Origin of the sequence: Paenibacillus sp. GCM10027628, assembly GCF_042676385.1 — a bacterium.
Lineage (GTDB): Bacteria > Bacillota > Bacilli > Paenibacillales > NBRC-103111 > Paenibacillus_E.
Genome location: NZ_JBHTHA010000001.1, coordinates 47,179 through 72,285, shown reverse-complemented (window position 1 = coordinate 72,285; position 25,107 = coordinate 47,179). Strand labels below are relative to the sequence as shown.

Genomic DNA, 25,107 nt, shown 5'->3' with positions numbered 1-25,107 from the left:
ATCTTAAATGATGTTTTTAGAAAGCAACGTAATCTTCGATTTCGTTTAATTTAAATAAATATACTTTTTTCTCATCCACATGATAAACGGTAACGTTCTGGCTGCTGCTGTCATAATTCAGAATGCGGCATGGCAGGTTAAGTTTGATGCCCTTGGCTTTAATGACCGTTAGACGGATCAGTGTATTTTTCGCTTTGAAGCTTTCCAATTGCTCAATGATTTTTTGGGATGCAGGGGCATCAGACGGTCCGGCAGCGGCTGTTCCGGTTGACGATGCTTGTGCTTTTTTGGGAGATTCATTCTGGATGGCGTTTTCTTTATTCATATTGAGCTCGATTAATTTGCCCAGCTCGATACCTTTTATAATTTGATAATCCTTAACGGTATTTGCATTTAATACACGAAGGAGCTTCTCCAAAGCAAGGCCATTGGTGGCATCCTCGATTAATATCTCTACGGTGAATAAATGTCCGGTCTGATTCGTATTTGCTTTACCTTGACTCATACGGCCTCCTTGCTCCTGATGATAATCTTCATTATGTAACTATATCATGATATGATGTCCAAAAACACCTCTTGCTTGCAGGACAGTTTCAAAAAGGACTAGTAGCTGCGACTTTCGTTACACCGTACTAGCACTACGCGCATATACTACCCGTAAGACTGCAAAGAGGAGCTGTGCAGAGCATGATGCGCGTAGAACCCATTCTCCTTGAAGGACATACGGCTATAGCTATAGAAGTGAAGCTGCCCAAGACTACATTGCTTGTCGTTACGACGGATAAAGGATATATTATGTGCGGCGCGCTGGATGTTGCGCTGCTGAACGAACGATTGAGGGACAGAAACATTATTGCTGCTCGGGCAACGGGAGTCCGAACGATTCAAGAGCTATTGGATGCTCCGCTTGAATCTGTGACCTATACAGCAGAAGATTTGGGGATTGTTGCGGGAATGACAGGCCGGGAAGCAATTCTGAAAATGATGTGACGGTTTGTTTTATATCCAAAATAAAGACGTTGGGATCCGGATCCCGGCGTTTTTTTTGTGAGATTATGTATAAACACAACTATTCTTTAAAACTTAATTTAATAATTACAATTGAAAAAAAACCGCAAAGGCTTGATGCTGCGCGGTTTTTACCTGTTTATGGCCGAATTTTTCATTATTCTTTTATTTGGCAGTTGTAGACTTATTAAAGAATTGAAATTTCGGCAAGGTTGGCACCAGAATATTGCTTTTGATTTATTTTCGAAGGGAGCGAGATGATATTGAATCGAAAGGCAAATCAGAATCATCGTAAAGTATTATGTATCATACTGGGAATGCTGATTTTTTTGTCAGGCATGGGCGCGCCAATGGTTGCCGAGGCGGCCGCTAATAATTGGGTCAATGTAGGCTACTCTGGTTTTTCGGCGAAATCCGCAGATCATACAAGTATAGCCTTAGACAGCAATGGAACGCCCTATGTTGTGTATGAAGAATCGGGTAAAAAAGCAACAGTCATGAAATATGACGGATTTAAGTGGCGGAATGTGGGTTCCGCCGGCTTTTCGGCAGGCAACGTAAGTTATACAAGAATTGCCATCGACAGTAACGACACGCCCTATGTGGTATATCGGGATCAGGACAAAAACTTTAAAGCAACAGTCATGAACTTTAACGGATTAGAGTGGGAGACTGTAGGCTCCGCCGGTTTCTCGGCAGGCAATGCGGATTATACAAGCATAGCCTTCGATCAAAGCGGCACGCCTTATGTCGTGTATCGAGATGGGGGAAACAGCTCTAAAGCTACGGTCATGAAATATAACGGAAGCTCATGGGAGATTGTAGGATCCGCCGGCTTTTCGGCAGGCAGCGCCACGTATACGGATATTGCCATCGATAGCGGCGGAACGCCTTATGTAGCGTATCAGGACGGGAGCATCAATGGTAAGCCAACGGTCATGAAATATAACGGAAGCTCGTGGGAGACCGTAGGCTCCGCCGGCTTTTCGGCAAGCAACGTAAGTTATACAAGAATTGCCATCGATAGTAACGACACGCCCTATGTGGTGTATCAGGATCAGGACAAAAACTCTAAAGCAACAGTCATGAAATATAACGGAAGCTCGTGGGAGACCGTAGGCTCCGCCGGCTTTTCGGCAAGCAACGTAAGTTATACAAGAATTGCCATCGATAGTAACGACACGCCCTATGTGGTGTATCAGGATCAGGACAAAAACTCTAAAGCAACAGTCATGAAATATAACATAAACTCGTGGGAGACTGTAGGCTCCGCCGGTTTCTCGGCAGGCAATGCGGAATATACGAGCATAGCCGTCGATCGAAGCGGCACACCCTATGTCGCGTATCAGGATGCGACTAACGGTCTTAAAGCCACGGTCATGAAATATAACGGAAGCTCGTGGGAGAGAGTAGGCTCCGTCGGTTTCTCGGCAGGTAGAGCCAATTATACAAACATAGCCCTCGACAGCGGCGGCACACCCTATATCACTTATCAGGACGGGGGTAACAGCAATAGGGCGACCGTCATGAAGTTTACAATGGCATACACTGTGACATATGACAAGAACGGCGCTACATCCGGCAGCGCGCCGACGGACAGTACTGCCTACCAACCGGGAGATTCGGCCAAGGTTCAGGACAACACAGGAGGCTTAGTGAAGACGGGCTATACGTTCTCGGGTTGGAATACGGAGCCGGACGGAACGGGAACGGATTATGCGGCAGGTACCCGGATCAGCATAGGTTCAGCTGACGTGACGCTATATGCGAAGTGGACGGCGGTGCCAGTGACAGGAGTGACGCTGGATAAGAGCACGCTGACGCTGACGGCGGGTGCCGGAACGGCTAAACTGACAGCGACTGTATCACCGAGCAACGCAGTGCAAAATGTGACATGGTCGAGCAGCGATATGTCAGTAGCGACAGTAGACAGCAGCGGCGCGGTGACGCCGGTGGGCGCAGGAATAGCTTATATCAAGGTGACGACGACGGTCGGAAGTTACACGGCGACAAGTACGGTAGCCGTGAGCTCGGCTAATCTTGCATTCTGCGCTTTTGAGCATGATACCTGCAGTGTTAGTGGGACTGGAACCGTGCACGTGCGTTACGGCGTTAATGGGAAATATACATATGGTGATTTTAGCAGCACTTTCACTTGTGATAATGGTACTTTCGGCGATCCTGCGCCTGGTTCTGTCAAAGCGTGCTTTATCCTTCAGCAGACAGTAAGCTTCAACAGTAATGGCGGTGCCTCTGTGAGCAGCCAGACGGTGAACTATAACCATACGGCGATCAAGCCTGCCGATCCGTCGAAGCTCGGCTACACGTTCGGCGGATGGTACAGCGACAGCGGTTTGAACTCAGCATTCGATTTCAATACGCCGATTAAGACGGATATGATGCTGTACGCAAAGTGGGTGACGGCGAGAGTTAACCAATGGGTCGACGTTGGCTCCACAGGTTTTTCGGCAGGCAGAGCTGATTATACCGGTATAGCCATCGACAGCAGAGGTACGCCCTATGTCGTGTATCAGGATGGGGGGAACGCCTACCAAGCAACTGTCATGAAATATAACGGAAGCTCGTGGGAAAATGTAGGTCCCCCCGGATTTTCGACGTATTCTGTAGCGTATCCAAGTATAGCCGTCGATAGCAAAGGAGCGCCCTATGTTGTGTATCAGGATGGGGGGAGGAGTAGAAAAGCTACCGTTATGAAGTACAATGGGAACTCGTGGGAGAATGTAGGCTCCCCTGGTTTTTCGATAGGTACTGTCTATGAGACCAATATAGCCATCGACAGCAGTGATACGCCTTATGTTGTATATCAGGATGAGAGTCGCGGCAATAAAGCGAGCGTAATGAAATTTAACAGAGTCTCGAACACGTGGGAGTATACAGGATCTCCCGGTTTTTCGTCTGGTAATGTAACCTCTACACATATAGCTATCGACAAAAGCGGTACGCCATATGTTGTATATAAGGATTGGGTCAAAATGGGTATGGCGACCGTTATGAAATATAACGGGATATCGTGGGAGAATGTAGGTCCCGCCGGTTTTACTTCAGGCAATCCCGATTTTACAGATATCGCAGTCGATAGCAGTGGCACGCCCTATGTCTCGTATCCGGACGGCAAGTACGGCAGCCGAGCGACCGTCATGAAATATAACGGGAAATCGTGGGAGAATGTAGGTTCCGCCGGTTTTACGGAAGACAGCGCAGATCGTCCAAGTATAATCTTCGACAGCGGCGGCGCGCCCTATGTTGTGTATTCTGATTTTGGTAAAAAACGTAAAGCTACAGTCAAGAAATTTAATGGTAGCGCGTGGGAGAATGTGGGCGCCGCCGGTTTTACGGCAGGTGATGCTTTTTATACACGAATGGTTATCGACGACAGCAACGGCAATTTATATGTTGTATTTCAGGATGGGAATAACAGCAGTAAATCAAGCGTCATGGCATTTATATTGACATTCGCGGTAACTTATGATGGCAACGGCGCTACGTCAGGCAGTGTGCCGACGGACAGCAACGCCTATCATAAAGGAGATGCAGCCACGATTCTGGGCAACACGGGAGTCTTAGTGAAGACGGGCTACACGTTCGCCGGTTGGAATACAAAGGCAGACGGAACCGGAACGGATTATACGGCAGGCGCTCCGATAAGATTAGGCTTAGCTGACGTGAAGTTGTATGCAAAGTGGGCATTGGTGAATGCGGCCACGCCAGTTATCGTTACGCAGCCGGTGGGAGCGACGGTGAACGAAGGCGCCAGCAGCCCGGTTTTGAGCATAGCGGCAACGGTGAGCGATAGCGGAACGCTGAACTACCAGTGGTACAGCAGCACGACGAGCAGCAATAGCGGCGGCACAGCGATCACCGGCGCAATGGGCGCATCGTATGCGGCGCCGACGTCAAAGGCTGGAACGACCTACTACTATGTCGTGGTGACGAACACGAACAACAGCGCAACAGGCAGCAAGACAGCAACGGTAACGAGCAACGTAGCCACAGTAACGGTGAACGCAACAACTCCGGTGCCTGTCGACACTCTTCCACCGGTTACCGCCGCTGTAGCTTCGTCGGTTTATGGACCGGACCCTGTCTATAACTTCTATCGATCTGATATCACGCTGACGCTCACTGCAACGGACAGTGGTCCTAGCGCACTCGCGACGGAATACGCCTCAGGCGTAAAGCGAACCGAATACCGCGTAAACGGCGGAACGTGGAATGTGTACACAGGTCCGATCCTTGTTCAGCAAAATGGGGTATATACGTATGAGTATCGAAGCACCGACAATGCAGGGAACGTAGAGAACGTCAAATCTATCGAGCTGAAGCTCGACAAGACGGCACCGGTTACGCTATATCACTTCGACCCGATCTTTGCCCGCAACAAGGCAGGACAACAATACATCAGCGGATTTACTACGACCCTGCGCGCCACAGATCCTGAAGCGGGATCAGGCGTAAAGACTACGTTATACCGCATCAATGGCGGAGCGTGGACCCTCTACTCCGGATCGTTCACGGTAACCGCCGGATCGACGAAGACGGTGGAGTACTACAGTGTGGATCATGCAGGGAATATAGAAGGGCCGATGAACAAAATGGATTTCGTTAAAGGCATCTTCACAGGAGCAGGCTTATTCTAGACTTAATCCCACAAAGTGACTCCAAGCTCTGTAGCGTAATCCGGGTACTTTGCGGGGACCCCAAATGAACAAAGCCCCACAAAGTGACGCCAAGCTCTGGAGCATAATCCGGGTACTTTGCGGGGACCCCAAATGAAATACAAGGAGGATCATACGTGGAACTTAATGAGCAGGCAGTCGTACAGCCGAAAAAGTCGTGGGTCAAACCAGAATTGCAATCTCTGGACATACGAGATACAAAGTATTGGGAGTATGTAATTGATCCGAATACGGGGTTTTGGCATGAAGTGTGGGTAAATGAAAGTTAAATGAGGTTTCTCAGGCGTTCTCTTATCTTAGGGGAACGCTTTTCTCATGCCTAATATTAGGAGAAAACGCTTCATTCCTGTATTTTCCTGCCTTTTTTGCATTCTTCATACGTTGTCATTTTATTGACCAGGTGTTAGAATATGATACATACATTTTACATAATGGTGGAGGAATAACTTTGAAAAAACTAAGTGTAATGATTTTAGCTTTAGTATTCATTTTGGCGATTACCGCTTGCGGGGCTAAACCCAATCAAGCTGGGGGCACGAAGTACAAATTTGCGACAGATGCGGCTTATGCGCCAATGGAATACATGGATAAAGACAAATTGTCAGGTTTCGATATTGATTTCCTTGCAGAAGTAATGAAAGAAGCTGGGCTTCAATATGATGTAACCAACACAGGCTGGGATACGATGCTGACAAGCGTTCAGCAGGGTAAAGAATATCAAGGGGGTATTTCCAGCGTTTCGATTACTGACGAACGTAAACAAACCTACGATTACACAATTCCTTACTTTGAGTCCACGAACATGATTCTGGTTAAAGAAGGAAGCCCGATCAAAAGCGCAACGGATCTGAAAGATAAGAAAGTAGCGGTTCAAATCTCTACGACGGCTGATACGTTGATGACCAAAATTATGGGTGCTGATAACAAGGCCCTGAAACGTTTGGACAACAATACACTCGCGTTGATGGAGCTTGAAAATGGCGGTGTTGACGCAGTTGTAGCGGATATTGCCATCATTCGCGAATATGTGAAAAACAATCCGAATAAAAAATTAGTGGCAATCCCGGATCCAAAAAACTTTGAATCCGAATACTACGGAATTCTGCTCCCTAAAGGCAGCGAACTCAAAGCTAAGCTTGATCCTGCGATCAAGAAAGTTATTGAGAACGGTGCATATGCGAAAGTGTACAAAAAATGGTTCGGTCAAGAGCCTGACACCAAGAAGCTGCTCGAGCAAAAATAATCGTTTGGCAAGCATGCGTAACTTCAACTTTGCGCATGCTTTTATTCTGTAAACAGCAAAATAGGAAACGAAAGGGAAGTGTTTATGGATTTTCGTTTTGACATCATTGCAGAGTACATTCCTTTGTTACTAAAGGGTACTCTTTGGACAATAGGCATATCAATCCTATCCATCCTTTTTGGCTCCGTATTAGGCCTTGGTGTTGGGTTGGGTAAATTGTCAAGCCGTTGGTACCTTCGCTGGCCGACGAGCATGTATGTAAACTTTTTTCGCGGCACGCCGCTCCTCGTACAAATTCTGCTTGTCCATTTCGGGGTCGTTCCTTTATTCATCGGTACAACGAATGCGATTGCAGCATCCATTGTGGCTCTTTCTTTAAATTCAGCAGGGTACATGGCCGAGATTTATAGAGCCGGGATTCAATCCATCGATAAGGGGCAAACGGAAGCTGCTTATTCGCTCGGGATGACACATGTCCAAACGATGAAATCGATCATTTTGCCGCAAGCCATCAAACGCATGATTCCGCCGTTCGGCAATGAGTTTATCGTTTTGATCAAAGACTCGTCGTTATTTGCAATCATCGCTGCGCCGGAGCTGATGTATTGGTCGAACGCGATGCGCAGCCAGTACTTTAAAGTCTGGGAGCCGTATTTGACGGCAGCTTTGATCTATTTCATTCTCACTTACTCCCTAAGTAAGCTTCTCGGATATCTGGAAAGGAAAGTGTAACGAAGATGAGCGCCATGATCGAAGTTAGAAACTTGAAAAAAGCATACGGCGACAATGTCGTCCTTCGGGATATTAACGCTGACATCCAAAATAAAGAAGTTCTTGTCGTCATTGGGCCATCCGGTTCAGGGAAATCCACGTTTCTACGTTGTCTGAATCTGCTGGAACAGCCGGACGGAGGAACCATTCTCGTTGAAGGCAAATCGTTGCTGGATCCGGCGAACAAAATTCACGAAATTCGCATGGAGTTAGGTATGGTATTCCAACGGTTTCATTTGTTCCCGCACATGAAGGTGATCGACAATATTACGCATGCACCGATTCAAGTAAGAAAATGGCCTGTGGAGAAGGCGCGGAAAAAAGCGCTTGAACTTCTTGAAAATGTAGGCCTTTCCGATAAAGCCAATGCGCTTCCGGACTCACTCTCCGGCGGTCAGGCGCAGCGTGTTGCGATAGCAAGAGCGCTTGCGATGGAACCTAAAATTATGCTGTTCGACGAGCCCACCTCGGCGCTTGATCCTGAGATGGTCGGCGAAGTATTAGCGGTGATGAAGCAGCTCGCCAAAGAGGGAATGACGATGGTTGTTGTAACTCATGAGATGGGCTTTGCCCGCGAGGTAGGCGACCGCGTTATGTTCATGGAGCAAGGTGTGATCGTGGAGGAAGGAACGCCCGAGCAAATTTTTGAGCATGCGAAACAGGAACGTACGAAGTCATTTTTATCTAAAGTACTTTAAAGAGAAAGTGAAAAGTCTCACTCCGATGGCTTCGGGGTGAGACTTTTTTCTGTTTTACCAACCGCGTTGGTAGGATGCAGGCGGCGTGATTTCGGCGTTAAGCTTGCGAGCCGCTGTTCTTGCCCAATACGGGTCCCGCAGCAAAACTCGACCTAGGAAGATCAGATCAGCCCGTTCGTTGCGCAATATCTCTTCGGCTTGTTCAGGCTCTGTAATCAACCCGACGGCACCTACAGGAATGCCTGCTTGAGTACGAATGGTTTCGGCGAATGGAACCTGATAGCCCGGATATACGGTCGGGACAACGGGGACATGACCGCCTGAGCTGACGTCGATCAAGTCTACGCCCAGCGCCTTCAGTTTAGATGCGTAGTGGACGTGATCTTCGGGAGTCAGCCCTTGCGGTGCGTATTCATGAGCGGATATACGCAGGAATAGAGGACCGTCCCAGCGCTCCCGGATACGGGTGACAATTTCGCTCAAGAAGCGGAAGCGCCGGTCCCTGTCGCCACCGTATTCATCTTCCCGGTGATTGGTGAGTGGAGATAGAAATTCATTGATCAGGTAGCCATGAGCACCATGGATTTCAATCACGTCGAACCCGGCTTGCTTGGCTCGTGACGCGGCATCGGCGAAAGCTGCAATCGTATCTTGGATTTGTTGGTACGTAGCGGCTTCAGGCGTTTTGTAAGCATCCGAGAAAGGGATGGCCGTAGGAGCGATTATCGGACCGTCCAGGACGGCTTTGCGCCCGGCATGGGCCAGTTGAATGCCTGCATGGGCACCATGCCCGTGGATCGAGTCGACGACTCGCCGGAGACCCTCCACATGAGTGTCATCCCAAATGCCCAGATCTTTAGGCGAAATTCTTCCTTGCGCGGTCACAGCGCTGGCTTCCAAAATAACGAGGCCTACCTGACCTACCGCGCGGGTCGCATAATGGACATGATGCCAATCCTTCACTACGCCAGTTTCGTCCGAGGCGTACATACACATGGGGGACATGACGATCCGATTTTTTAAAGTCACTTCTTTAATGGTATAGGGAGTAAAAAGCATATGAGCTCACATCCTCGCTTATTTGGATTAATTATTAACAATGTCATTGTTTATTCTATACTATTCCACTTGGAATTATCAAGTTTAATGAAGCTTGAAAGGTGAATGCAGAAGGCATAAAATATGTTAAGGCTGCGAATGAGGCGCAACTGCTGTTTGGCGGCTTTTCTTTTTTGGCTTTGCCGAATTTGAAACTTTTTCATTACTAAAACAGTCTATTCCATATGTGCTTTTTCAATATTGAGGAGGATTTTACGAACATGAACCATCAGATGAAATACACGCTTGCGTTAGTTGCGGCGTTTACGATATTAACAGGTTGCAGCAGCAACAAGGCGGAGCCGACACCTTCAGCAGGCGCGACAGCAAGCAGTACAGCTAATGCAACGAGCACCGTCTCCCCTTCTGCATCGGCTTCTGATAAAGCCACATCGTCGGCATCGCCGTCACCCAAACCGACGCAAGCCCCAAGCGTTACGCCTACGCCTTCAGCAAACAGCGGAAAAAATGGAGCTGTTCAAGTCGTTGCCAAACCTGAAAGCATCACCGTACTCGTCAACAAGCAAAATTCTTTGCCCCCCGACTACGAACCTACAGATTTGGTGTATCCTGATGTTCCATTTGTCTTCTCAGAAAAGATCGAGAAACGGGAGATGCGCAAGACAGCGGCAGATGCGCTGGAAAAACTTTTTGCAGGAGCGGAGAAGGACGGCATTCACCTTGTGGGCGTGTCGGCTTACCGTTCTTACGCAACGCAGAAGTCCGTTTTTCAGAGATACGTTCTGAAAGATGGCGAGGAAAAAGCGAAAACCTATAGTGCAGTCCCTGGTACGAGTGAGCATGAAACGGGACTGGCTATTGATGTAACGGGCAGCGATGGCAAATGTGCGGCCGAGGATTGTTTTGGAGGCACGAAAGAAGCGAAATGGATCGAACAGCATGCAGCCGAATATGGCTTCATTGTTCGTTATCCGAAAGGGAAAGCCAACATTACCGGTTACCAGTATGAACCTTGGCATATTCGCTATGTAGGCACGGATTTGTCCAAAGAGCTTACAGCTAAAGGGCTTACGATGGAGGAATATTTTAAAGCGGCACCCGTAACGAAATAACTTAACACGGTTCGCCTTTACTTTTGGTTATGTCGTAATTTTATATAGTTGTCTGTCGCTAATTCGAAATTTATCAGGCTCCTTTGTCATGCTACAATGAATCCAAGTCACTTTTTTGGAGGTTAATCATGATAAAAGTAGCAATGTTAAGTTTTTGGCACGTTCATGCAAGAGACTATGCGAAACAAGTAGCCGAGCATCCGAATACGGAAATTGTAGCCGTTTGGGATGAGGTGCAGGAGCGGGGACAAGCAGAGGCAGAGGCTCGCGGTGTCGCTTTCTATTCAGATTTGCAAGAACTGCTTGCGAATCCTGAAATTGATGGCGTTGTCGTCGATACGCCAACGAATCTTCACCGCGATGTAATGGTTGCGGCTGCGAAGGCGGGCAAACATATTTTTACTGAAAAAGTAATTGCACCGACGTTGCGGGAAGTCAATGAAATTTTGCAAGCAGTTGAGGAAGCGGGGGTCCAGTTGACGGTATCGCTTCCAAGGCTGAACGCAAGTTATACCTTAGCAGTTCAAGATATTGTGCGGCAAGAGCTGCTCGGTCAAATTACGTTGGTGCGGACACGCTTGTCCCATAATGGCGGTCTTTCCACAGCGTCTAATCCGAAGGGCTGGCTTCCGGAACATTTCTATAATGCAGAGCAGTGCGGTGGCGGAGCTTTGATCGATCTTGGCTGCCATCCCATGTATTTGACCCGGCTTTTCCTCGGAATGCCGCAGTCTGTAAGCGCTTCTTACGGATATGTGACAGGCAGGGAAGTGGAAGATAATGCCGTATCTACGCTGCAATATGATAATGGCGCAATCGGCATCGTCGAGGCCGGCTTCGTGAATGCATTTTCGCCGTTTGTGATTGAAGTTCACGGAACGGATGGAAGCTTGCTGTACTCCGATCATGACGGCAAGCTGCTGCTTCGCACAACAAGACTCCCTGAAGCAAGCGGGAAGTGGATAGAGCAAGGAAATCTGCCGGATGCGAGACTATCCGCGTTTGAACAATGGGTATCCCATATTCAAAATGGAACCAAAGCAACTGAAAATATACAACTCGCCGTAGATCTGACGAAGCTGATGGAGGCTTCCAATCGATCTGCCGCCTCCAAAGGGCAGGTTCGAATCGATTCTTTACAGGCATAATTCGTTAGAATGACACGGAAAGGAGGTTATGTATGAACACAAGCAACCACGGGAAGCTGATGGTCCAACCTTTTTATTTTGAACCGATGCTCGAAAATCCAATGGCCTTGGATCGGTTGGAACTTGCTTTTCGTTGGGGAAGCTACGGGTTTCGCATACTTCGGTGTCATCTAACCTCTTTTCCGCCTGGTACCGTTATCGATTTCCATCATCATTCTGAATATGAGTTTCATTACATACCACGTGGAAAAGGCACCGTTACACTCGATGGGACGGTTCATCCCCTTCATGAGGGGATGCTTTATTTGACGGGTCCAGGCGTCAGCCATCGTCAGGAAGCTGATGAGCGGGAAGCGATGGATGAGCTGTGCCTGCACGTGGATATCGTTAAGCTGGATCAAGCTACCGAAAATTCCCACGTCATGGGTGCCTGGGGAGAGGCGTGGGAGATTGCCGAGGCCGATGCGTGCATCCGGCAGCTCGAAGAGCTTCCGCATTGGCCGGCGATGGACCGGCAGGATGCGATGAAGTGGTTCCTTATCGCCTATGAAGCTTGGCGGAGCAACCAATTAGGCCATTACACCATGATTAAGCAAGCCATTGTGCAAATGCTGTTAAGAACCGTAGGCGCTTATAGAGAAGAGCCGCAGGGACTAAACCTGCCTGCACGCGACATGAAGAGCTACCGCTACCAGCTTGCGGTGCAGTTTATTCAAGACAACTACCGACGTCCGCTGACGCTGGAAATTGTTTCGGAGCGCGTGCAGATCAGCTCACGGCAGCTGCAGCGTATTTTCAAGGAGCTGGCTGGAATCGCATTCAGCGATTACTTGCAGCAAGTTCGGCTGCAGCATGTATGCAACGAGCTGCTACAAAGCAACTGGACGCTTGAAAAGATCGCGGAGAGCAACGGCTTCGCCACAAGCAATTACTTGCACTACGTGTTCAAGAAAGCTTATGGCATGACTCCGGTGCAGTATCGGGAGAAAGTTAAAGGTACCGGATAGAGGAGCGAAGAGGCGGCCTGTAATGTTCATGCCCTTTGCAGCGTTTCACGAATGACCAAAAGAGGGCACACACCTGAGAAGAGCTGCGCGTCTTTAGAGGAATCGGCAATAACTAGCAGTTAACGCTATTTTTCCGCGTTAAAGTCGAGCAGGCAATCGATGGCAGGACGATAACGCGGAAAAACATGCTTAAGTCCGCGGAAGCACGGTGCGGGCAAGGATCTTCGGCAGTTTAAGACTGTTTTTCCGCGTTAAAGTCGGCTCTCATGCCTTTGGCTGGCCGTTAGCGCGGAAAAACAAGCTTAAGTCAAGCGGGAATGAAAAAAGTGGTTGAGCAGGAGTTAACTCCTTGTTCAACCACTTTTTCTTTATTCGAAAAGGCCGCGCAAGCTTTCGTTATAAGGCGCGCGCACGATGCCTTTTTCCGTGATAATCGCGGTGACGTACTCATTCGGCGTTACGTCGAATGCCGGATTGTAGACTTTCACGCCTTGAGGCGCAGTACGCTTGCCGAAGCCTTGCGTAATTTCATCCTCGTGACGTTCTTCGATCGGAATATCGGCGCCGGTTGGCGTGTTCAGATCGATCGTGGACAGCGGGCACGCCACATAGAACGGAATGCCGTGTGCCTTGGCCAACACGGCTACGCTGTAAGTGCCGATCTTGTTGGCGACATCGCCATTCGCCGCTACGCGGTCCGTCCCGACGATAACCGCTTGAATCCAACCCTTGGACATGACCGCGCCGGCCATGTTGTCGCAGATCAGCGTCACGTCCACGCCGGCTTGCTGCAGCTCAAAAGCCGTCAGCCGTGCGCCCTGCAGCACCGGCCGGGTCTCATCCGCGAACACCTTGATGTTCACGCCTTTCTCTTTCGCCAAGTAGAACGGCGCTAGCGCTGTGCCGTACTTGGCGGTGGCGAGGCCGCCGGCGTTGCAGTGCGTCAGCACGCCGAAACCGTCGGCGAACAGCGTCAGCGCATGCTCGCCGATCAACCGATTCGTCTCCTCGTCCTCCGCTTGAATTTGCTTCGCTTCGTCGAGGAGCGCTTGCTTGAAGTCAGCCGCATTCACGCCGGTTGACGCAAGTGCTTCCGCTCGAGCCCGCATGCGGTCGAGCGCCCAGAACAAATTCACGGCCGTCGGGCGCGACGTCGCCAGGTAGTCCGCTTGCTTCTGGACTTCGGCCTGAAGCCCGTCCACACCGGCATCCAGGCCACGGACGCCCAGATAAACCCCATACGCGGCGGCGATCCCGATCGCAGGAGCGCCGCGTACCTTCAAGTGACGGATCGCTTCCCACACCTCAATCGGTGTTTCCAGCGGTAAATACACGATTTCTTCCGGCAGCAATCGCTGATCTAACAGATCCAGCTGCTGGCCGTTCCAGCGCAAGGATTGCAATGCCCCTTGCTCGTTCGTTACTTCTGCTCCGATATGGCTCATAGTGCAAGTCCTCTTTCTATAGTTGATTCTTGGGTGACCAGATCAATAAGTTCATCGATTGATTTTGCTTGACGGTTGATACGAATCAGCTTCGTTCCAATGGCTAAAGCAAGGCGTTGGGCGCGCTCTCTGGCTGATGCATCGTCAATCTTATCGATATCCGCTACATGCGCAAGTCCATACACGCGGCGCACCATTTTAGCTCCCGTGAATCCGAAGGTATCCTGAAGCAAAGTCGCCATGAAATAGTCCTGATACCCCGGCGTTTGGAAAACACGGTCAACCCCATGCTCATTCCATAGCTTGCGGAAGTTGCTTTCGAAGTTGGACCATACGTCTTTAACCGTTTGCAGCAAGTAATTACGGTAAGCGGCACGGCTCTCATCATCCTTGCTCCAACCTTCTTGGCCGGCAAAGTTAAGCAGCAGATTCGCTAAAACGGCGCCAATATCGAAACCCATCGGACCGTAATAAGCGAATTCAGGGTCAATTACTTTGGTAGAATCAGGCTTAATGAAAATACTGCCGGTATGCAGATCTCCGTGCAAAAGCGCTTGAGCGCTGGTCAGGAATTTGTTGCGCAAAATAGCTACTTCCAGATGAAGCTCGTTATCATTCCAAATTTGCTCGGCAGCATCACGAATATGGGCTTCGATGCTATTCGTATCCGCGTCGCGATAAGGATCGTCAAAAATCAAATCTTCCGTAATTTTGCAAAGCTCCGGATTGATAAAACGTCCAAGCTGAACTTTCTTTTCCTGCTGATTTTTCCCCAAATCCGAGGTGAAGAAAAGGGTGTGAGCCAGAAAACGGCCGATATGCTCTGCAAACAACGGGTATTGATTTCGCTCAATGAGCCCTTTGCGCATGATGACATGATCGCTTAAATCTTCCATCACGGTCAGCGCGAGATCCGGTTCGTAAGCATAAACGTGCGGAACGAGATCCGGGCACAGCGACTCTTCAATTTGCAGCGCTTCGCTTTCAATGCGAGCGCGGTCTAGTGTTAAGGGCCAGGATTCCCCGACCACTTTGGCATAAGGAAGAGCTTGTTTTAAAATAATACTTTTGCCTGTGCTTGGCTCCGAAATGTGGAACACTAAATTTAAATTGCCGTCACCGATTTCCCGGCTGGACAGCTCTGCTCCTGCCTGAAACAAGTCCGGAATTTGCCGGGCGTACTGGATCGCTTGCGCTTCGCTAAGCGGATGGTATTTAGACATGCGATTGCCTCCTCTATGCATTGGTTTTAATTCCAACCAATTTACTATGTATTGATCATCTTTCCCTAGTATAAGACAAAATGCCCAACCTTGAAATACTTAGTTCTAAATTGCAACATAATTTACATGAAAACAGCGAAAATGAGGCAAATTAGCATGAACGGTTGCGTTCCTGTATAATTAAGGAAGATTTGATTAATGAAGGAGGCGTTTGATCATGGCAACAGCAACATCTCAATCGATTCAAGTCGTACTCAACAAACAAATTGCGAATTGGGGCTTACTTTACATTAAGCTTCATAATTTCCACTGGTATGTAAAAGGCAATCAATTTTTTACGCTTCATGTTAAATTTGAAGAGCTTTATAATGAAGCAGCCCTCCATGTCGACGAGCTTGCCGAACGTCAGCTTGCCATCGGCGGACAGCCTGCAGCAACGATGAAACAATATTTGGAGCTTTCTTCACTTAAGGAAGCATCCGGCAGCGAGACAGCCACGAAAATGGTGGAAGCGATCATCGAAGATTTCAGCATCGTCATCGAGGAGCTGAAGGCTGGAATCAAAGCGTGTGAAGAGGCCGACGATGAGACGACATCGGACATGCTATTAGCGATTCAAACCTCTCTGGAAAAACACCGTTGGATGCTTCAATCCTTCCTGGGATAAAACAGCTTTACAAAATCTTTAACCTGGCCAAACATGTGCATAACGAAAGCGGGTTATACTGTAAGCAAATGAGATTCGGAGGATTGCCTGATGAAAATCCTAAATCTGCTGCTTATATGTGCCGCTTGTTGCGTTTTGTTTCTATTAGCTTTCGGTGCGGATTCTCCGGGTTCTTCCGCAGATCCGAACCCGATGAAGCAGAATCAAGAACAGTTTGCCCGTATTCAACCCGCTTATTACGCTGATAATTCTAAATAGTAGTGCAAAGGGATGGCTGACAAAGTCATCCCTTTGAATTTTACCGAAGATGGCAGCTCATGCTCCGATCGCCTTTGTCATTTAGTTAATCGCTTACTTCCCGCATTGTTTTGCCCAGTCAGATTTCTTATAATATAGAGCATCACAGTGGAGAACGAGGTGTGCAAGATTTGGATACGAAACCAATCGCTCTCAAGGAATGGGCGTCAGCTGTTAGAGCTCTGGAAAGCGGGGAGCAAATCTTTATTATGCGCAAGGGAGGAATCGTTGAAGAAACAAGGGATTTCCAGGTGGAGTCCGATGCTTTTTTTCTCTATCCGACCTATGAGCACCAACGCAGAGAATTATTGAAAGATCAGTACCGCAGCGTGATTGATCAGACACTGGAAGATTGGAGTCCCGAGGATTCGAACGTTAAGATCAGTACCTACGCTGAATTGGTTGAAGATATTGAGATTAGCGATCAAGATCAGCTTAATAAGCTGTATCCCTTTCATATCTGGACCGAGAATTTTACGGAAGAAAGACTGAAGTGGAAACGCAAAAACCCACTGCATATTATGTTGTTACGGGTTTATAAACTGGATTCTCCGGTAGAAGTTCCGATCGAACAAGCCTATTTGGGATGCAAGTCGTGGATTCAAATTCAAAGCGAACAGCTTGAAGATCTATCTATGACCCCAGTTCTTGCAGATGAGGCATTTCATGCGCAAATTGAAGAGATCAAACGACATCTTGCTCTTTAGATGACATCATTTTCACAAATGCTCTCTTTTTTCGTGGAATTGCCCTTTCTTGATTTCAATCGGTAAGTTATAATAGAATTATTCTAATGAGAATCAGTGAGAATCATTTAAGAATGATTTTCATATAAAAGTACATTTACTTTATGGAGGCATAAGAAATGGCAAATTCACCAACATTCACAATAGACGGTCTGAAAGCGAACGTCGAAGGAAAGGAAATTTTGAAAGGTCTTAGCCTTGAAATCAAAGGTGGAGAAGTTCATGCGATCATGGGACCTAACGGAACTGGTAAAAGTACGCTGGCATCCGCTTTGATGGGCCACCCTAAATATGAAGTAACGGAAGGCTCCGTAACGCTGGACAGCGAAGACGTGCTGGATATGGCTGTTGATGAAAGAGCTCGCGCTGGCCTTTTCCTCGCTATGCAATATCCAAGCGAAATTACGGGCGTAACAAACGCTGACTTTTTGCGCAGTGCTATGAACGCACGCCGCGGAGAAGGCAACGAGATCTCCCTGATCAAGTTCATTCGTCAAATGGAAGGTAAGATGAAACAACTGGAAATGAATCCCGAGTTCATGCACCGTTACTTGAACGAAGGCTTCTCCGGCGGTGAGAAAAAACGTAACGAAATTCTTCAAATGCTGCTACTTGAGCCGAAAATCGTCATTCTTGACGAAATCGACTCCGGTCTCGACATCGACGCACTTCGCATCGTAGCTGAAGGCGTTAACGCTATGCGCAGCGAAGATCGCGGTTTCCTGATCATCACGCACTATCAGCGTTTGCTCAATTACATTAATCCTGATTTTGTACATGTTATGATGCAAGGTCGCATCGTAAAATCCGGCGGTCCTGAGCTGGCTCAGCGTCTGGAAGCGGAAGGTTACGACTGGATCAAAGAAGAGCTCGGCATCGTGGATGAAACTGTAGGTCAAGACGAGGAAGAATTCAAAATTCCAATGAACACAACCGCGCCGAAGTACTAATCAGGAGGATAACATGAGCACTCAAACAACGCTTTCCATTGATTCGAATGCGGTCATCGAGCTCTCCCGCAGTAAGCAAGAGCCGGAATGGATGACTTCCCTTCGTACAGAAGGGTTGAAGCTTGCCGAATCTTTGGAATTACCCAAGCTTGAAAAGACAAGAATCGACCGATGGAGCATTTCCTCCTATGGTTCCTATAAAGCGCAAGCCCCTCTTGCATCCTTAGATGAATTACCTGAAGCAGCAAGAGGTTTAGCAAATCCGGATAACCTGATCGTACAAAGAAACTCCGGTATCGTGCACAAGCAAGTTTCCGAACAATTGAAACAGCAAGGCGTCATTTTCACAGATCTGGAAACGGCTCTTAGAGAGCATGCCGATCTGGTAAAGCCTTACTTCATGAAAGCTGTAGAAGCGAACGAAAATCAATTGACAGCACTTCATGCAGCCCTATGGAACGGTGGCATATTCCTTTATGTGCCTAAAGACGTTCGTGTTGATATTCCGCTACAAGCTTTGTTTGTTACGGACAATGCAGAGGCTACCTTTGCTCCTCACGTACTGATCGTTGCCGAGCAATTCAGCTCTGTGACTTATGTCGATAATTTTGTATCTGCTCACACAGGTGGCGAACTGGTGCAAAACGGAATCGTCGAAGTGTTCGTGAAACCAGGCGCTAAAGTTCATTACGCATCCATACACAACCTTGGCGAGTCCGTTACGGATTTGACATACCGCCGCGCTATTCTTGAGAATGACGGCGCCGTTCAGTGGGTAGTTGGCGAGCTGAACTACGGTAATACCATGTCGGATACGACATCGGTTCTTAAAGGCAATGGCTCCGATTCCGATGCAAAGGTGATCTGTGTAGGGACGGATGAGCAGAAGCTAAATCTGACCACACGCGCTGTTCACTGGGGCAAAGCTTCGACTAGCGACATGATCACTCGTGCAGTTATGAGAGACGGCGCTACGGCAATCATTAACGGTATCACCAAGATCGAAAAAGGCGCTACGGGCTGTAACGGCCAGCAAACCGAGAAAGTGCTGATGCTGAGTCCGAAAGCACGCGGTGACGCAAATCCGATCCTCTTGATCGACGAAGATGATGTTAAAGCAGGCCACGCAGCGAGCGTAGGCCAAGTCAATGCCGAACAGGTTCATTACTTGATGTCTCGCGGAATTCCGAAGGAAGAGGCTCAGCGCTTGATCATTTACGGATTCTTGGCGCCGGTCGTTTCAGAAATTCCGATCAAGATTGTTGAGGAACAACTACAAAGCTTAGTGGAGAGGAAGCTGGGACAATGAAAACCTCGGAGATACGTGAACTTTTTCCCATACTCAAGCAAGAAGTGAACGGTCATCCCCTGGTTTACCTGGACAGCGCAGCGACTTCCCAGAAGCCGATCACGGTGATTGAAGCACTGAAGCATTATTACGAGTGGGACAATTCTAACGTTCACCGTGGGGTTCATACACTGGGTTCTCGTGCGACTGACGCTTATGAAGGGGCTCGCTCTAAAGTGGCCAAATTCATTAACGCATCCAGCGAGCAGGAGATCATTTTCACTAGAGGCACAACGACAGCTATCAATATTGTGGCGACCAGTTTTGCGAAAACGCTGAATGAAGGCGATGAGATCGTCATTACTCCGATGGAGCATCACTCCAACCTGATTCCTTGGCAGCAAGCCGCCAAGGCGTCAGGCGCCACTTTGAAATATATCCCGTTACAGCCGGATGGCACGATTTCACTGGCCGATGTGGAACAGGTCATTACAGACCGTACGAAAATCGTTTCGGTCGTTTATGTTTCCAACGTACTTGGTGTCATCAATCCGGTCAAAGAAATTGCCCGAATTGCTCATAAGCATGGAGCCAAGATGATGGTTGACGGCGCACAAAGCACGCCGCACATGAAAGTGGATGTGCAAGATTTGGACTGCGATTTCTACGGGCTTTCCGGACATAAGATGTGTGGGCCTACTGGAATCGGGGCATTGTATGGGAAGAAGGCACTGCTTGAAACGATGGAGCCAGTCGAGTTTGGCGGCGAGATGATTGATCATGTGGATTTGTACGAATCGACATGGAAGGAGCTGCCTTGGAAATTCGAAGGCGGAACGCCAATCATCGCCGGAGCTGTCGGGTTGGGCGCGGCGATCGATTTTCTGCAGGAAGTCGGCATGGATAACATTTATAAACATGATATACAGCTGACTCAGTACGCTCTCGATCGCATGGCGCAGATTGAAGATCTGACTGTTTATGGTCCAACCAAAGATCGTGCGGGACTTGTAACGTTCAATCTTGGGGATGTGCATCCTCATGATGTGGCGACCGTTCTGGATGCGGAAGGTGTCGCTGTACGGGCAGGGCATCACTGCTGTCAGCCTCTCATGAGATGGCTCCAAGTGACAGCTACCGCACGCGCCAGCTTTTATCTGTATAATACAGAAGCCGATGTTGACCGACTTGTAGCAGCCTTACAAAAAACAAAGGAGTACTTCGGTCATGCAATTGGATGATTTATACCGCAGAGTGATTATGGATCACTATAAAAATCCACGCAACCGCGGGAAATTCGAGTCTGACGAAGCGGTGACCATCGACCTTAACAATCCGACCTGCGGCGATAAAATTTCGCTGCAAATGCAGGTTGAGGATGGCATCGTAAAGAACGCCAAGTTTCTTGGTGAAGGCTGTTCCATCAGCTTATCTTCCGCTTCCATGATGACGGATGCCGTAAAAGGCAAGACGCTGGACGAAGCGTTGAAGATGGCCGAGAACTTCTCCGGTCTGATGAAAGGCGAAAACGTAGAATTTGAATACGAAGATATAGAGGCATTATCCGGGGTTAATAAATTCCCTGCACGGATCAAATGCGCAACCCTTGCCTGGAACGCTCTGCGCAAAGGGATTGAGCAGTCACAAAAGCACGAATGAGTAACGCTTACGAAGACAGTTTTGCAAGCAAAACTCTTAGGAGGAATCAACCATGGCCAAACAAATGCCCGATCTTGAGGATTACAAATATGGCTTTAGGGACGAACACAAAGCAGTGTTCCAGTCCGGAAAAGGCTTGACTCGTGAGATCGTAGAGGAAATTTCCAGAATGAAAGGCGAACCGGATTGGATGCTTGAATTCCGTCTGAAGTCTCTGGAGCAGTTTTTCAAAATGCCTATGCCGCGCTGGGGCGGTAACATGGACGATCTGGATTTCAACGATATCCAGTACTATGTAAAACCATCCGAGAAGCAAGGTAAAACATGGGAAGAAGTTCCTACGGAAATTAAAGAAACATTCGACAAGCTCGGTATTCCGGAAGCGGAGCAAAAGTTTCTCGCCGGTGTATCCGCGCAGTACGAGTCCGAAGTTGTTTATCATAGCATGCAAAAGGAACTCGAAGACCAAGGCGTTATCTTTACGGATACCGACACGGCGCTTCGCGAGTACCCTGAGCTGTTCAAGGAATATTTCGGAACAGTTATTCCACCAAGCGATAACAAATTCGCTGCGTTAAACAGTGCCGTATGGTCCGGCGGATCCTTTATCTACGTACCAAAAGGCGTAAAATGCGAAATTCCGCTGCAAGCGTATTTCCGCATTAATTCCGAGAACATGGGTCAATTCGAGCGTACGCTTATTATCACTGACGAAGACAGCTTCGTGCACTACGTAGAGGGCTGTACTGCTCCGATCTACAGCACGAACTCCTTGCACAGTGCGGTCGTTGAGATCGTTTGTAAGAAAAACTCCCGCGCCCGTTATACAACGATCCAAAACTGGGCGCCTAACATCTACAACCTCGTTACCAAACGTGCGGTTGCAGAAGAGAATGCAACAATGGAATGGGTCGATGGCAACATCGGTTCCAAGCTGACGATGAAATACCCGGCTGTTGTACTCAAAGGCCGCGGCGCTAAAGGTATGGTTCTTTCCATCGCGGTAGCGGGTAAAGGACAGCATCAAGACGCAGGTGCGAAGATGACGCATCTGGCGCCGGACACGACATCTACAATCGTATCCAAATCGATTTCGAAGCATGGCGGCAAAGTAACGTACCGTGGTTTGGCTTCCTTTGGACGCAACTCCCAAGGTTCCAAAGCAAATATCAAATGTGATACTTTGATTTTGGATAACGAGTCAACTTCCGATACTATTCCTTACAACGAAATCATGAACGATAACATTACGCTGGAACACGAAGCGACAGTATCCAAAGTATCTGAGGATCAGTTGTTCTACCTCATGAGCCGTGGTCTGACTGAAGCTGAAGCGACTCAAATGATCGTTATGGGCTTTATCGAGCCATTTACTAAAGAACTTCCAATGGAATATGCCGTTGAGATGAACCGTCTGATTAAGTTCGAGATGGAAGGCTCCATCGGTTAATAGGCAAGTTAGCGACAAGACTCCTCCTAGGGGTCTTGTTTTTTTCGTGTAGGGGCCAAACGTACTAAAACGCTTATTCAAGGGATCATGGGTTCACTTTGCAAAGGGCACAACAACAAACAGCAAGTGCACACCTGGAAAGATGTTTTCCATCGTTACAGTGGCGAGGGGGAAATGAAGTCGTGTCTCTAACGATGTTTTTGATGCTTATAGACGAGAAAAAAAGCAGTTGTGTATGCTTAGCGAAGCTGAAAAGATGGTTATCATCGTAACAGACATGTGGGGATACTGCAATCGTGGCTCTAACGATATTTTTTATCTTTGCAGACGAGAAGATGGCGGATTGAAAAAAGACAAGTTCGTTCCTAAACGTACGGCTTTAGATAAGGACATGGCCATCGGACAGGTTTATCTGAGGGGACCACTGGATAACTTTGTATCCGTCCTGAGACCGAGTTCCAAGCCTTCCTAAGACTGTTTTGCAAGCCTGGCAGTCATGCTATGCTTAACTAAAGAACGCCGGAAATAAGATGGCTTAGAAGCGAGGGAACGAAATGGGAAGCGAAAGATGGTTCAATGGCATGTGGGAGAGTCGAGGCTGGAATATGCGGGAGATTGATTACCAATGGCCATCTCCTTCGATGCCCATTATTAATATCCGTACCGGAGGTGGCAAAAGATTGGGTTCAAGTCGAGTAGCTGTTGGACTCATCGCTGTCGGCGATATCGCCATCGGCATTGTTTCAATCGGAGCAGTGAGTATCGGCATATTCTCTGTTGGCGCTGTAGCGATAAGTTGGTTGCTCTCACTTGGGGCTGTTGCCATGGCCACTTATATAGCCGGTGGAGCAGTGGCGATTTCGAGCTGGTTCTCGGCTGGAGCCGTTGCGATTGGACAGCTTGTATTAGGGGTGGTTGCCATAGGTAAAACGGCATTAGGTGTCGTTGGTATTGGCGAAACCGTATATGGACTTGTAGCCATAGGGAATCACGGATTTGGCTTGATCCCGATAACGCTCGACTTTGCGAAGTGGGTCATCGGTTTATTTAAATCTTAATTATTTCCATTTAATTTGTAAGGTAGGGTCTACCCAAATCGGGACTACGATACTGCAAATCCAGAGCAGGATCAGCAAAAATGAAATCAATGACAAAAGAAATCCGTACCATTTTCCATAGCGAATATAGCTGATGAATCCGCAGATAAATGCTGTAACCCCAAAAAGAAACCCAATAGGAATAGGGATTAAAAATAAATTTAGAAACACAGCGACTAACCCGAAAATGATGGCATAAAGCGGTAAAACTGAGGGCTTTAGATTGTTAATCATACGAGTTCAACCACCCTTATTTGAGTTATATTTTATAAGCAATCATAACATATTGAGCTACTAAAAGACGAATGAACTAAAGGAGCCATGAGTAGATTATATCCACATCGGAATGCATATTTGTAACATACTTGTCTCACTCTAAGAAGGATAATAACACGTCCTCAAAGGAGAAGAGAATCCATGTGGAATAAGTTAAAAGCTACAGCAATGGGAAGTATGGTCGTAATCCTGGCAACAACGGCAGGGTGTGGAAGCAACCAAGCCATTCCCAAAAGTTCGGCGCCAACAGCAACGCCTTCTGTACAGCAGCAAGGGATTAGCGGCAGCAATTTGACACATAGCATGGCTCATGATGGGCAAGGCATAAACATGCTGAGTACAGACAATGCAGTTTTACCTGTAAAAGCGATAGGGAACATCAATTATGTCTCGGCTAACGATCTCATTCGAATTCTAAAGTTTCAATCCGGATGGGATAATGATAAGTTAAAGATCGGAGACAACGATGCAAACTATGAATTAATCATGAACTCAACCAAAGCTAGCAAGGAAGGCCATGAAATCCAGGTCAAGCAGCCGTTTGTCAAAGAAGGGGATACCGCTTATATTCCAACTTCAGCTTTGGCCGATCTGTTCCAGGAAGATATGGCGTATAGCTTAAAGGATGGGCAGCTACTCATTCACCCGTCTTCAATCATGACGATTGAAAATGAGGATGATCCCGACCCAAACGGCATGACGGCTGAGCTTAATTTCGGCAACGATCCAACCGATCCGTTCAAAGGCGGGGAAGGAACAGTGAACCCGGTTTCGGGTAGAAGCTCAAACACAGATGATTTGCAGGTTTGGTCGCCAAGTGCAAGAGAAGAAGATATGCCTGTATTGAAAAACATTGATGTGAACGGGCTCATCAGCAAAGGGAAGCAATACCTTGGCGTTCCATACGTATTTGGCACGGGCCCTTATCCCCAAACAGGCAAATTCGACTGTTCTACCTATACTCAATATCTCTTCGGCAAATATGGAGTCAGCCTTCCTAGGGTTGCTCGTCAGCAAGCATCGATGGGTACGCTCGTAAGTCGTAATAACTTGCGTAAGGGGGATCTGTTATTTTTTAGAGTGCCAGGCAGATTTAAAAGCAACAATACCGTTGGGCATGTGGGCATATATATCGGTAACATGCAGATGCTGAATGCATTGCCTCCCGTCGTACGAATTACGAACATTGATAAACCCTATTGGAAAAGAAATTTTCTGAGTGCCAGAAGGATTGTCTCCTAACTTCATATAGCTTCAAAGCGAAAG

The 25,107-nt window shown here is 47.9% G+C and carries 24 protein-coding genes; 19 read left to right on the top strand and 5 right to left on the bottom strand.

The window, feature by feature from the left end:
- Positions 1-16 precede the first annotated feature (16 nt).
- Positions 17-505: a hypothetical protein gene (locus tag ACFQZT_RS00375; protein WP_379295416.1), complete on the bottom strand. Its 489-nt coding sequence runs from the start codon at positions 503-505 to the stop codon at positions 17-19.
- Between the two features lie 182 nt (positions 506-687).
- Between ACFQZT_RS00375 and ACFQZT_RS00370 the strand changes: the two genes are divergently transcribed.
- The 6 genes from ACFQZT_RS00370 (at position 688) to ACFQZT_RS00345 (ending at position 8,417) form a co-directional block, all read left to right on the top strand.
- The gene (locus ACFQZT_RS00370) at positions 688-990 is read left to right on the top strand and encodes a YunC family protein (protein WP_379295414.1); all 303 of its coding nucleotides are present in this window, start codon (positions 688-690) and stop codon (positions 988-990) included.
- Positions 991-1,271: 281 nt separating this feature from the next.
- Positions 1,272-5,666: an InlB B-repeat-containing protein gene (locus ACFQZT_RS00365; protein WP_379295412.1), complete on the top strand. Its 4,395-nt coding sequence runs from the start codon at positions 1,272-1,274 to the stop codon at positions 5,664-5,666.
- A gap of 155 nt (positions 5,667-5,821) precedes the next feature.
- Positions 5,822-5,974 (top strand): hypothetical protein, encoded by a 153-nt coding sequence (locus ACFQZT_RS00360; RefSeq protein WP_379295410.1) that lies wholly within the window; start codon positions 5,822-5,824, stop codon positions 5,972-5,974.
- Positions 5,975-6,171: 197 nt separating this feature from the next.
- Positions 6,172-6,948 (top strand): basic amino acid ABC transporter substrate-binding protein, encoded by a 777-nt coding sequence (locus ACFQZT_RS00355; protein WP_379295744.1) that lies wholly within the window; start codon positions 6,172-6,174, stop codon positions 6,946-6,948.
- Between the two features lie 84 nt (positions 6,949-7,032).
- Positions 7,033-7,680 (top strand): amino acid ABC transporter permease, encoded by a 648-nt coding sequence (locus ACFQZT_RS00350; RefSeq protein WP_379295408.1) that lies wholly within the window; start codon positions 7,033-7,035, stop codon positions 7,678-7,680.
- A gap of 14 nt (positions 7,681-7,694) precedes the next feature.
- Positions 7,695-8,417 carry an amino acid ABC transporter ATP-binding protein gene (locus ACFQZT_RS00345; protein WP_379295742.1) on the top strand — a complete coding sequence of 241 codons (723 nt, stop codon included), beginning with the start codon at positions 7,695-7,697 and terminating at the stop codon, positions 8,415-8,417.
- A 54-nt stretch (positions 8,418-8,471) separates the two neighbouring features.
- Here the strand turns inward: ACFQZT_RS00345 and namA are convergent, their stop codons facing one another.
- A complete protein-coding gene (namA, locus tag ACFQZT_RS00340; protein WP_379295406.1) occupies positions 8,472-9,476 on the bottom strand; it encodes an NADPH dehydrogenase NamA in 1,005 nt (334 codons plus the stop codon).
- Positions 9,477-9,736: 260 nt separating this feature from the next.
- Here namA and ACFQZT_RS00335 point away from each other — a divergent pair, with 260 nt between their 5' ends.
- The 3 genes from ACFQZT_RS00335 to ACFQZT_RS00325 all read left to right on the top strand — a co-directional run bounded on the left by ACFQZT_RS00335 (position 9,737) and on the right by ACFQZT_RS00325 (position 12,743).
- Positions 9,737-10,588, top strand: coding sequence for a D-alanyl-D-alanine carboxypeptidase family protein (locus tag ACFQZT_RS00335; RefSeq protein WP_379295404.1), 852 nt, complete (start codon positions 9,737-9,739; stop codon positions 10,586-10,588).
- 128 nt (positions 10,589-10,716) lie between these two features.
- Entirely contained in the window at positions 10,717-11,736 is a 1,020-nt protein-coding gene (locus tag ACFQZT_RS00330; protein ID WP_379295402.1) for a Gfo/Idh/MocA family protein, read from the top strand.
- A 32-nt stretch (positions 11,737-11,768) separates the two neighbouring features.
- On the top strand, positions 11,769-12,743 hold the full coding sequence (locus ACFQZT_RS00325; protein ID WP_379295400.1) for an AraC family transcriptional regulator: 975 nt from the start codon (positions 11,769-11,771) through the stop codon (positions 12,741-12,743).
- Positions 12,744-13,111: 368 nt separating this feature from the next.
- On the opposite strand, the gene mtnA is transcribed toward ACFQZT_RS00325, so the two are convergent.
- A complete protein-coding gene (mtnA, locus tag ACFQZT_RS00320) occupies positions 13,112-14,188 on the bottom strand; it encodes an S-methyl-5-thioribose-1-phosphate isomerase (protein ID WP_379295398.1) in 1,077 nt (358 codons plus the stop codon).
- The gene (gene mtnK, locus ACFQZT_RS00315) at positions 14,185-15,411 is read right to left on the bottom strand and encodes an S-methyl-5-thioribose kinase (RefSeq protein WP_379295396.1); all 1,227 of its coding nucleotides are present in this window, start codon (positions 15,409-15,411) and stop codon (positions 14,185-14,187) included. Before mtnK ends, mtnA begins: the two co-directional genes overlap by 4 nt.
- A gap of 217 nt (positions 15,412-15,628) precedes the next feature.
- Between mtnK and ACFQZT_RS00310 the strand changes: the two genes are divergently transcribed.
- The 9 genes from ACFQZT_RS00310 (at position 15,629) to ACFQZT_RS00270 (ending at position 23,526) form a co-directional block, all read left to right on the top strand.
- A complete protein-coding gene (locus ACFQZT_RS00310; protein ID WP_379295394.1) occupies positions 15,629-16,078 on the top strand; it encodes a Dps family protein in 450 nt (149 codons plus the stop codon).
- A gap of 90 nt (positions 16,079-16,168) precedes the next feature.
- Positions 16,169-16,336, top strand: a complete 168-nt coding sequence (locus ACFQZT_RS00305) for a hypothetical protein (RefSeq protein WP_379295392.1) — start codon at positions 16,169-16,171, stop codon at positions 16,334-16,336.
- A 161-nt stretch (positions 16,337-16,497) separates the two neighbouring features.
- Positions 16,498-17,082 (top strand): DUF1802 family protein, encoded by a 585-nt coding sequence (locus ACFQZT_RS00300; RefSeq protein ID WP_379295390.1) that lies wholly within the window; start codon positions 16,498-16,500, stop codon positions 17,080-17,082.
- Positions 17,083-17,240: 158 nt separating this feature from the next.
- Positions 17,241-18,071 (top strand): Fe-S cluster assembly ATPase SufC, encoded by an 831-nt coding sequence (gene sufC, locus ACFQZT_RS00295; RefSeq protein ID WP_379295388.1) that lies wholly within the window; start codon positions 17,241-17,243, stop codon positions 18,069-18,071.
- A 13-nt stretch (positions 18,072-18,084) separates the two neighbouring features.
- On the top strand, positions 18,085-19,380 hold the full coding sequence (gene sufD, locus ACFQZT_RS00290; protein ID WP_379295386.1) for a Fe-S cluster assembly protein SufD: 1,296 nt from the start codon (positions 18,085-18,087) through the stop codon (positions 19,378-19,380).
- Positions 19,377-20,600: a cysteine desulfurase gene (locus ACFQZT_RS00285; protein ID WP_379295384.1), complete on the top strand. Its 1,224-nt coding sequence runs from the start codon at positions 19,377-19,379 to the stop codon at positions 20,598-20,600. Before sufD ends, ACFQZT_RS00285 begins: the two co-directional genes overlap by 4 nt.
- Positions 20,587-21,018, top strand: coding sequence for a Fe-S cluster assembly sulfur transfer protein SufU (sufU, locus tag ACFQZT_RS00280; RefSeq protein WP_379295382.1), 432 nt, complete (start codon positions 20,587-20,589; stop codon positions 21,016-21,018). The genes ACFQZT_RS00285 and sufU overlap by 14 nt, the downstream gene beginning before the upstream one ends.
- Positions 21,019-21,070: 52 nt before the next feature.
- Positions 21,071-22,468, top strand: a complete 1,398-nt coding sequence (gene sufB / locus ACFQZT_RS00275; RefSeq protein WP_379295380.1) for a Fe-S cluster assembly protein SufB — start codon at positions 21,071-21,073, stop codon at positions 22,466-22,468.
- A 554-nt stretch (positions 22,469-23,022) separates the two neighbouring features.
- On the top strand, positions 23,023-23,526 hold the full coding sequence (locus ACFQZT_RS00270) for a hypothetical protein (RefSeq protein ID WP_379295378.1): 504 nt from the start codon (positions 23,023-23,025) through the stop codon (positions 23,524-23,526).
- On the opposite strand, the gene ACFQZT_RS00265 is transcribed toward ACFQZT_RS00270, so the two are convergent.
- Positions 23,527-23,799 carry a hypothetical protein gene (locus ACFQZT_RS00265; protein WP_379295376.1) on the bottom strand — a complete coding sequence of 91 codons (273 nt, stop codon included), beginning with the start codon at positions 23,797-23,799 and terminating at the stop codon, positions 23,527-23,529.
- Positions 23,800-23,982: 183 nt separating this feature from the next.
- Between ACFQZT_RS00265 and ACFQZT_RS00260 the strand changes: the two genes are divergently transcribed.
- The gene (locus ACFQZT_RS00260) at positions 23,983-25,083 is read left to right on the top strand and encodes a C40 family peptidase (protein WP_379295374.1); all 1,101 of its coding nucleotides are present in this window, start codon (positions 23,983-23,985) and stop codon (positions 25,081-25,083) included.
- Positions 25,084-25,107: the final 24 nt, after the last annotated feature.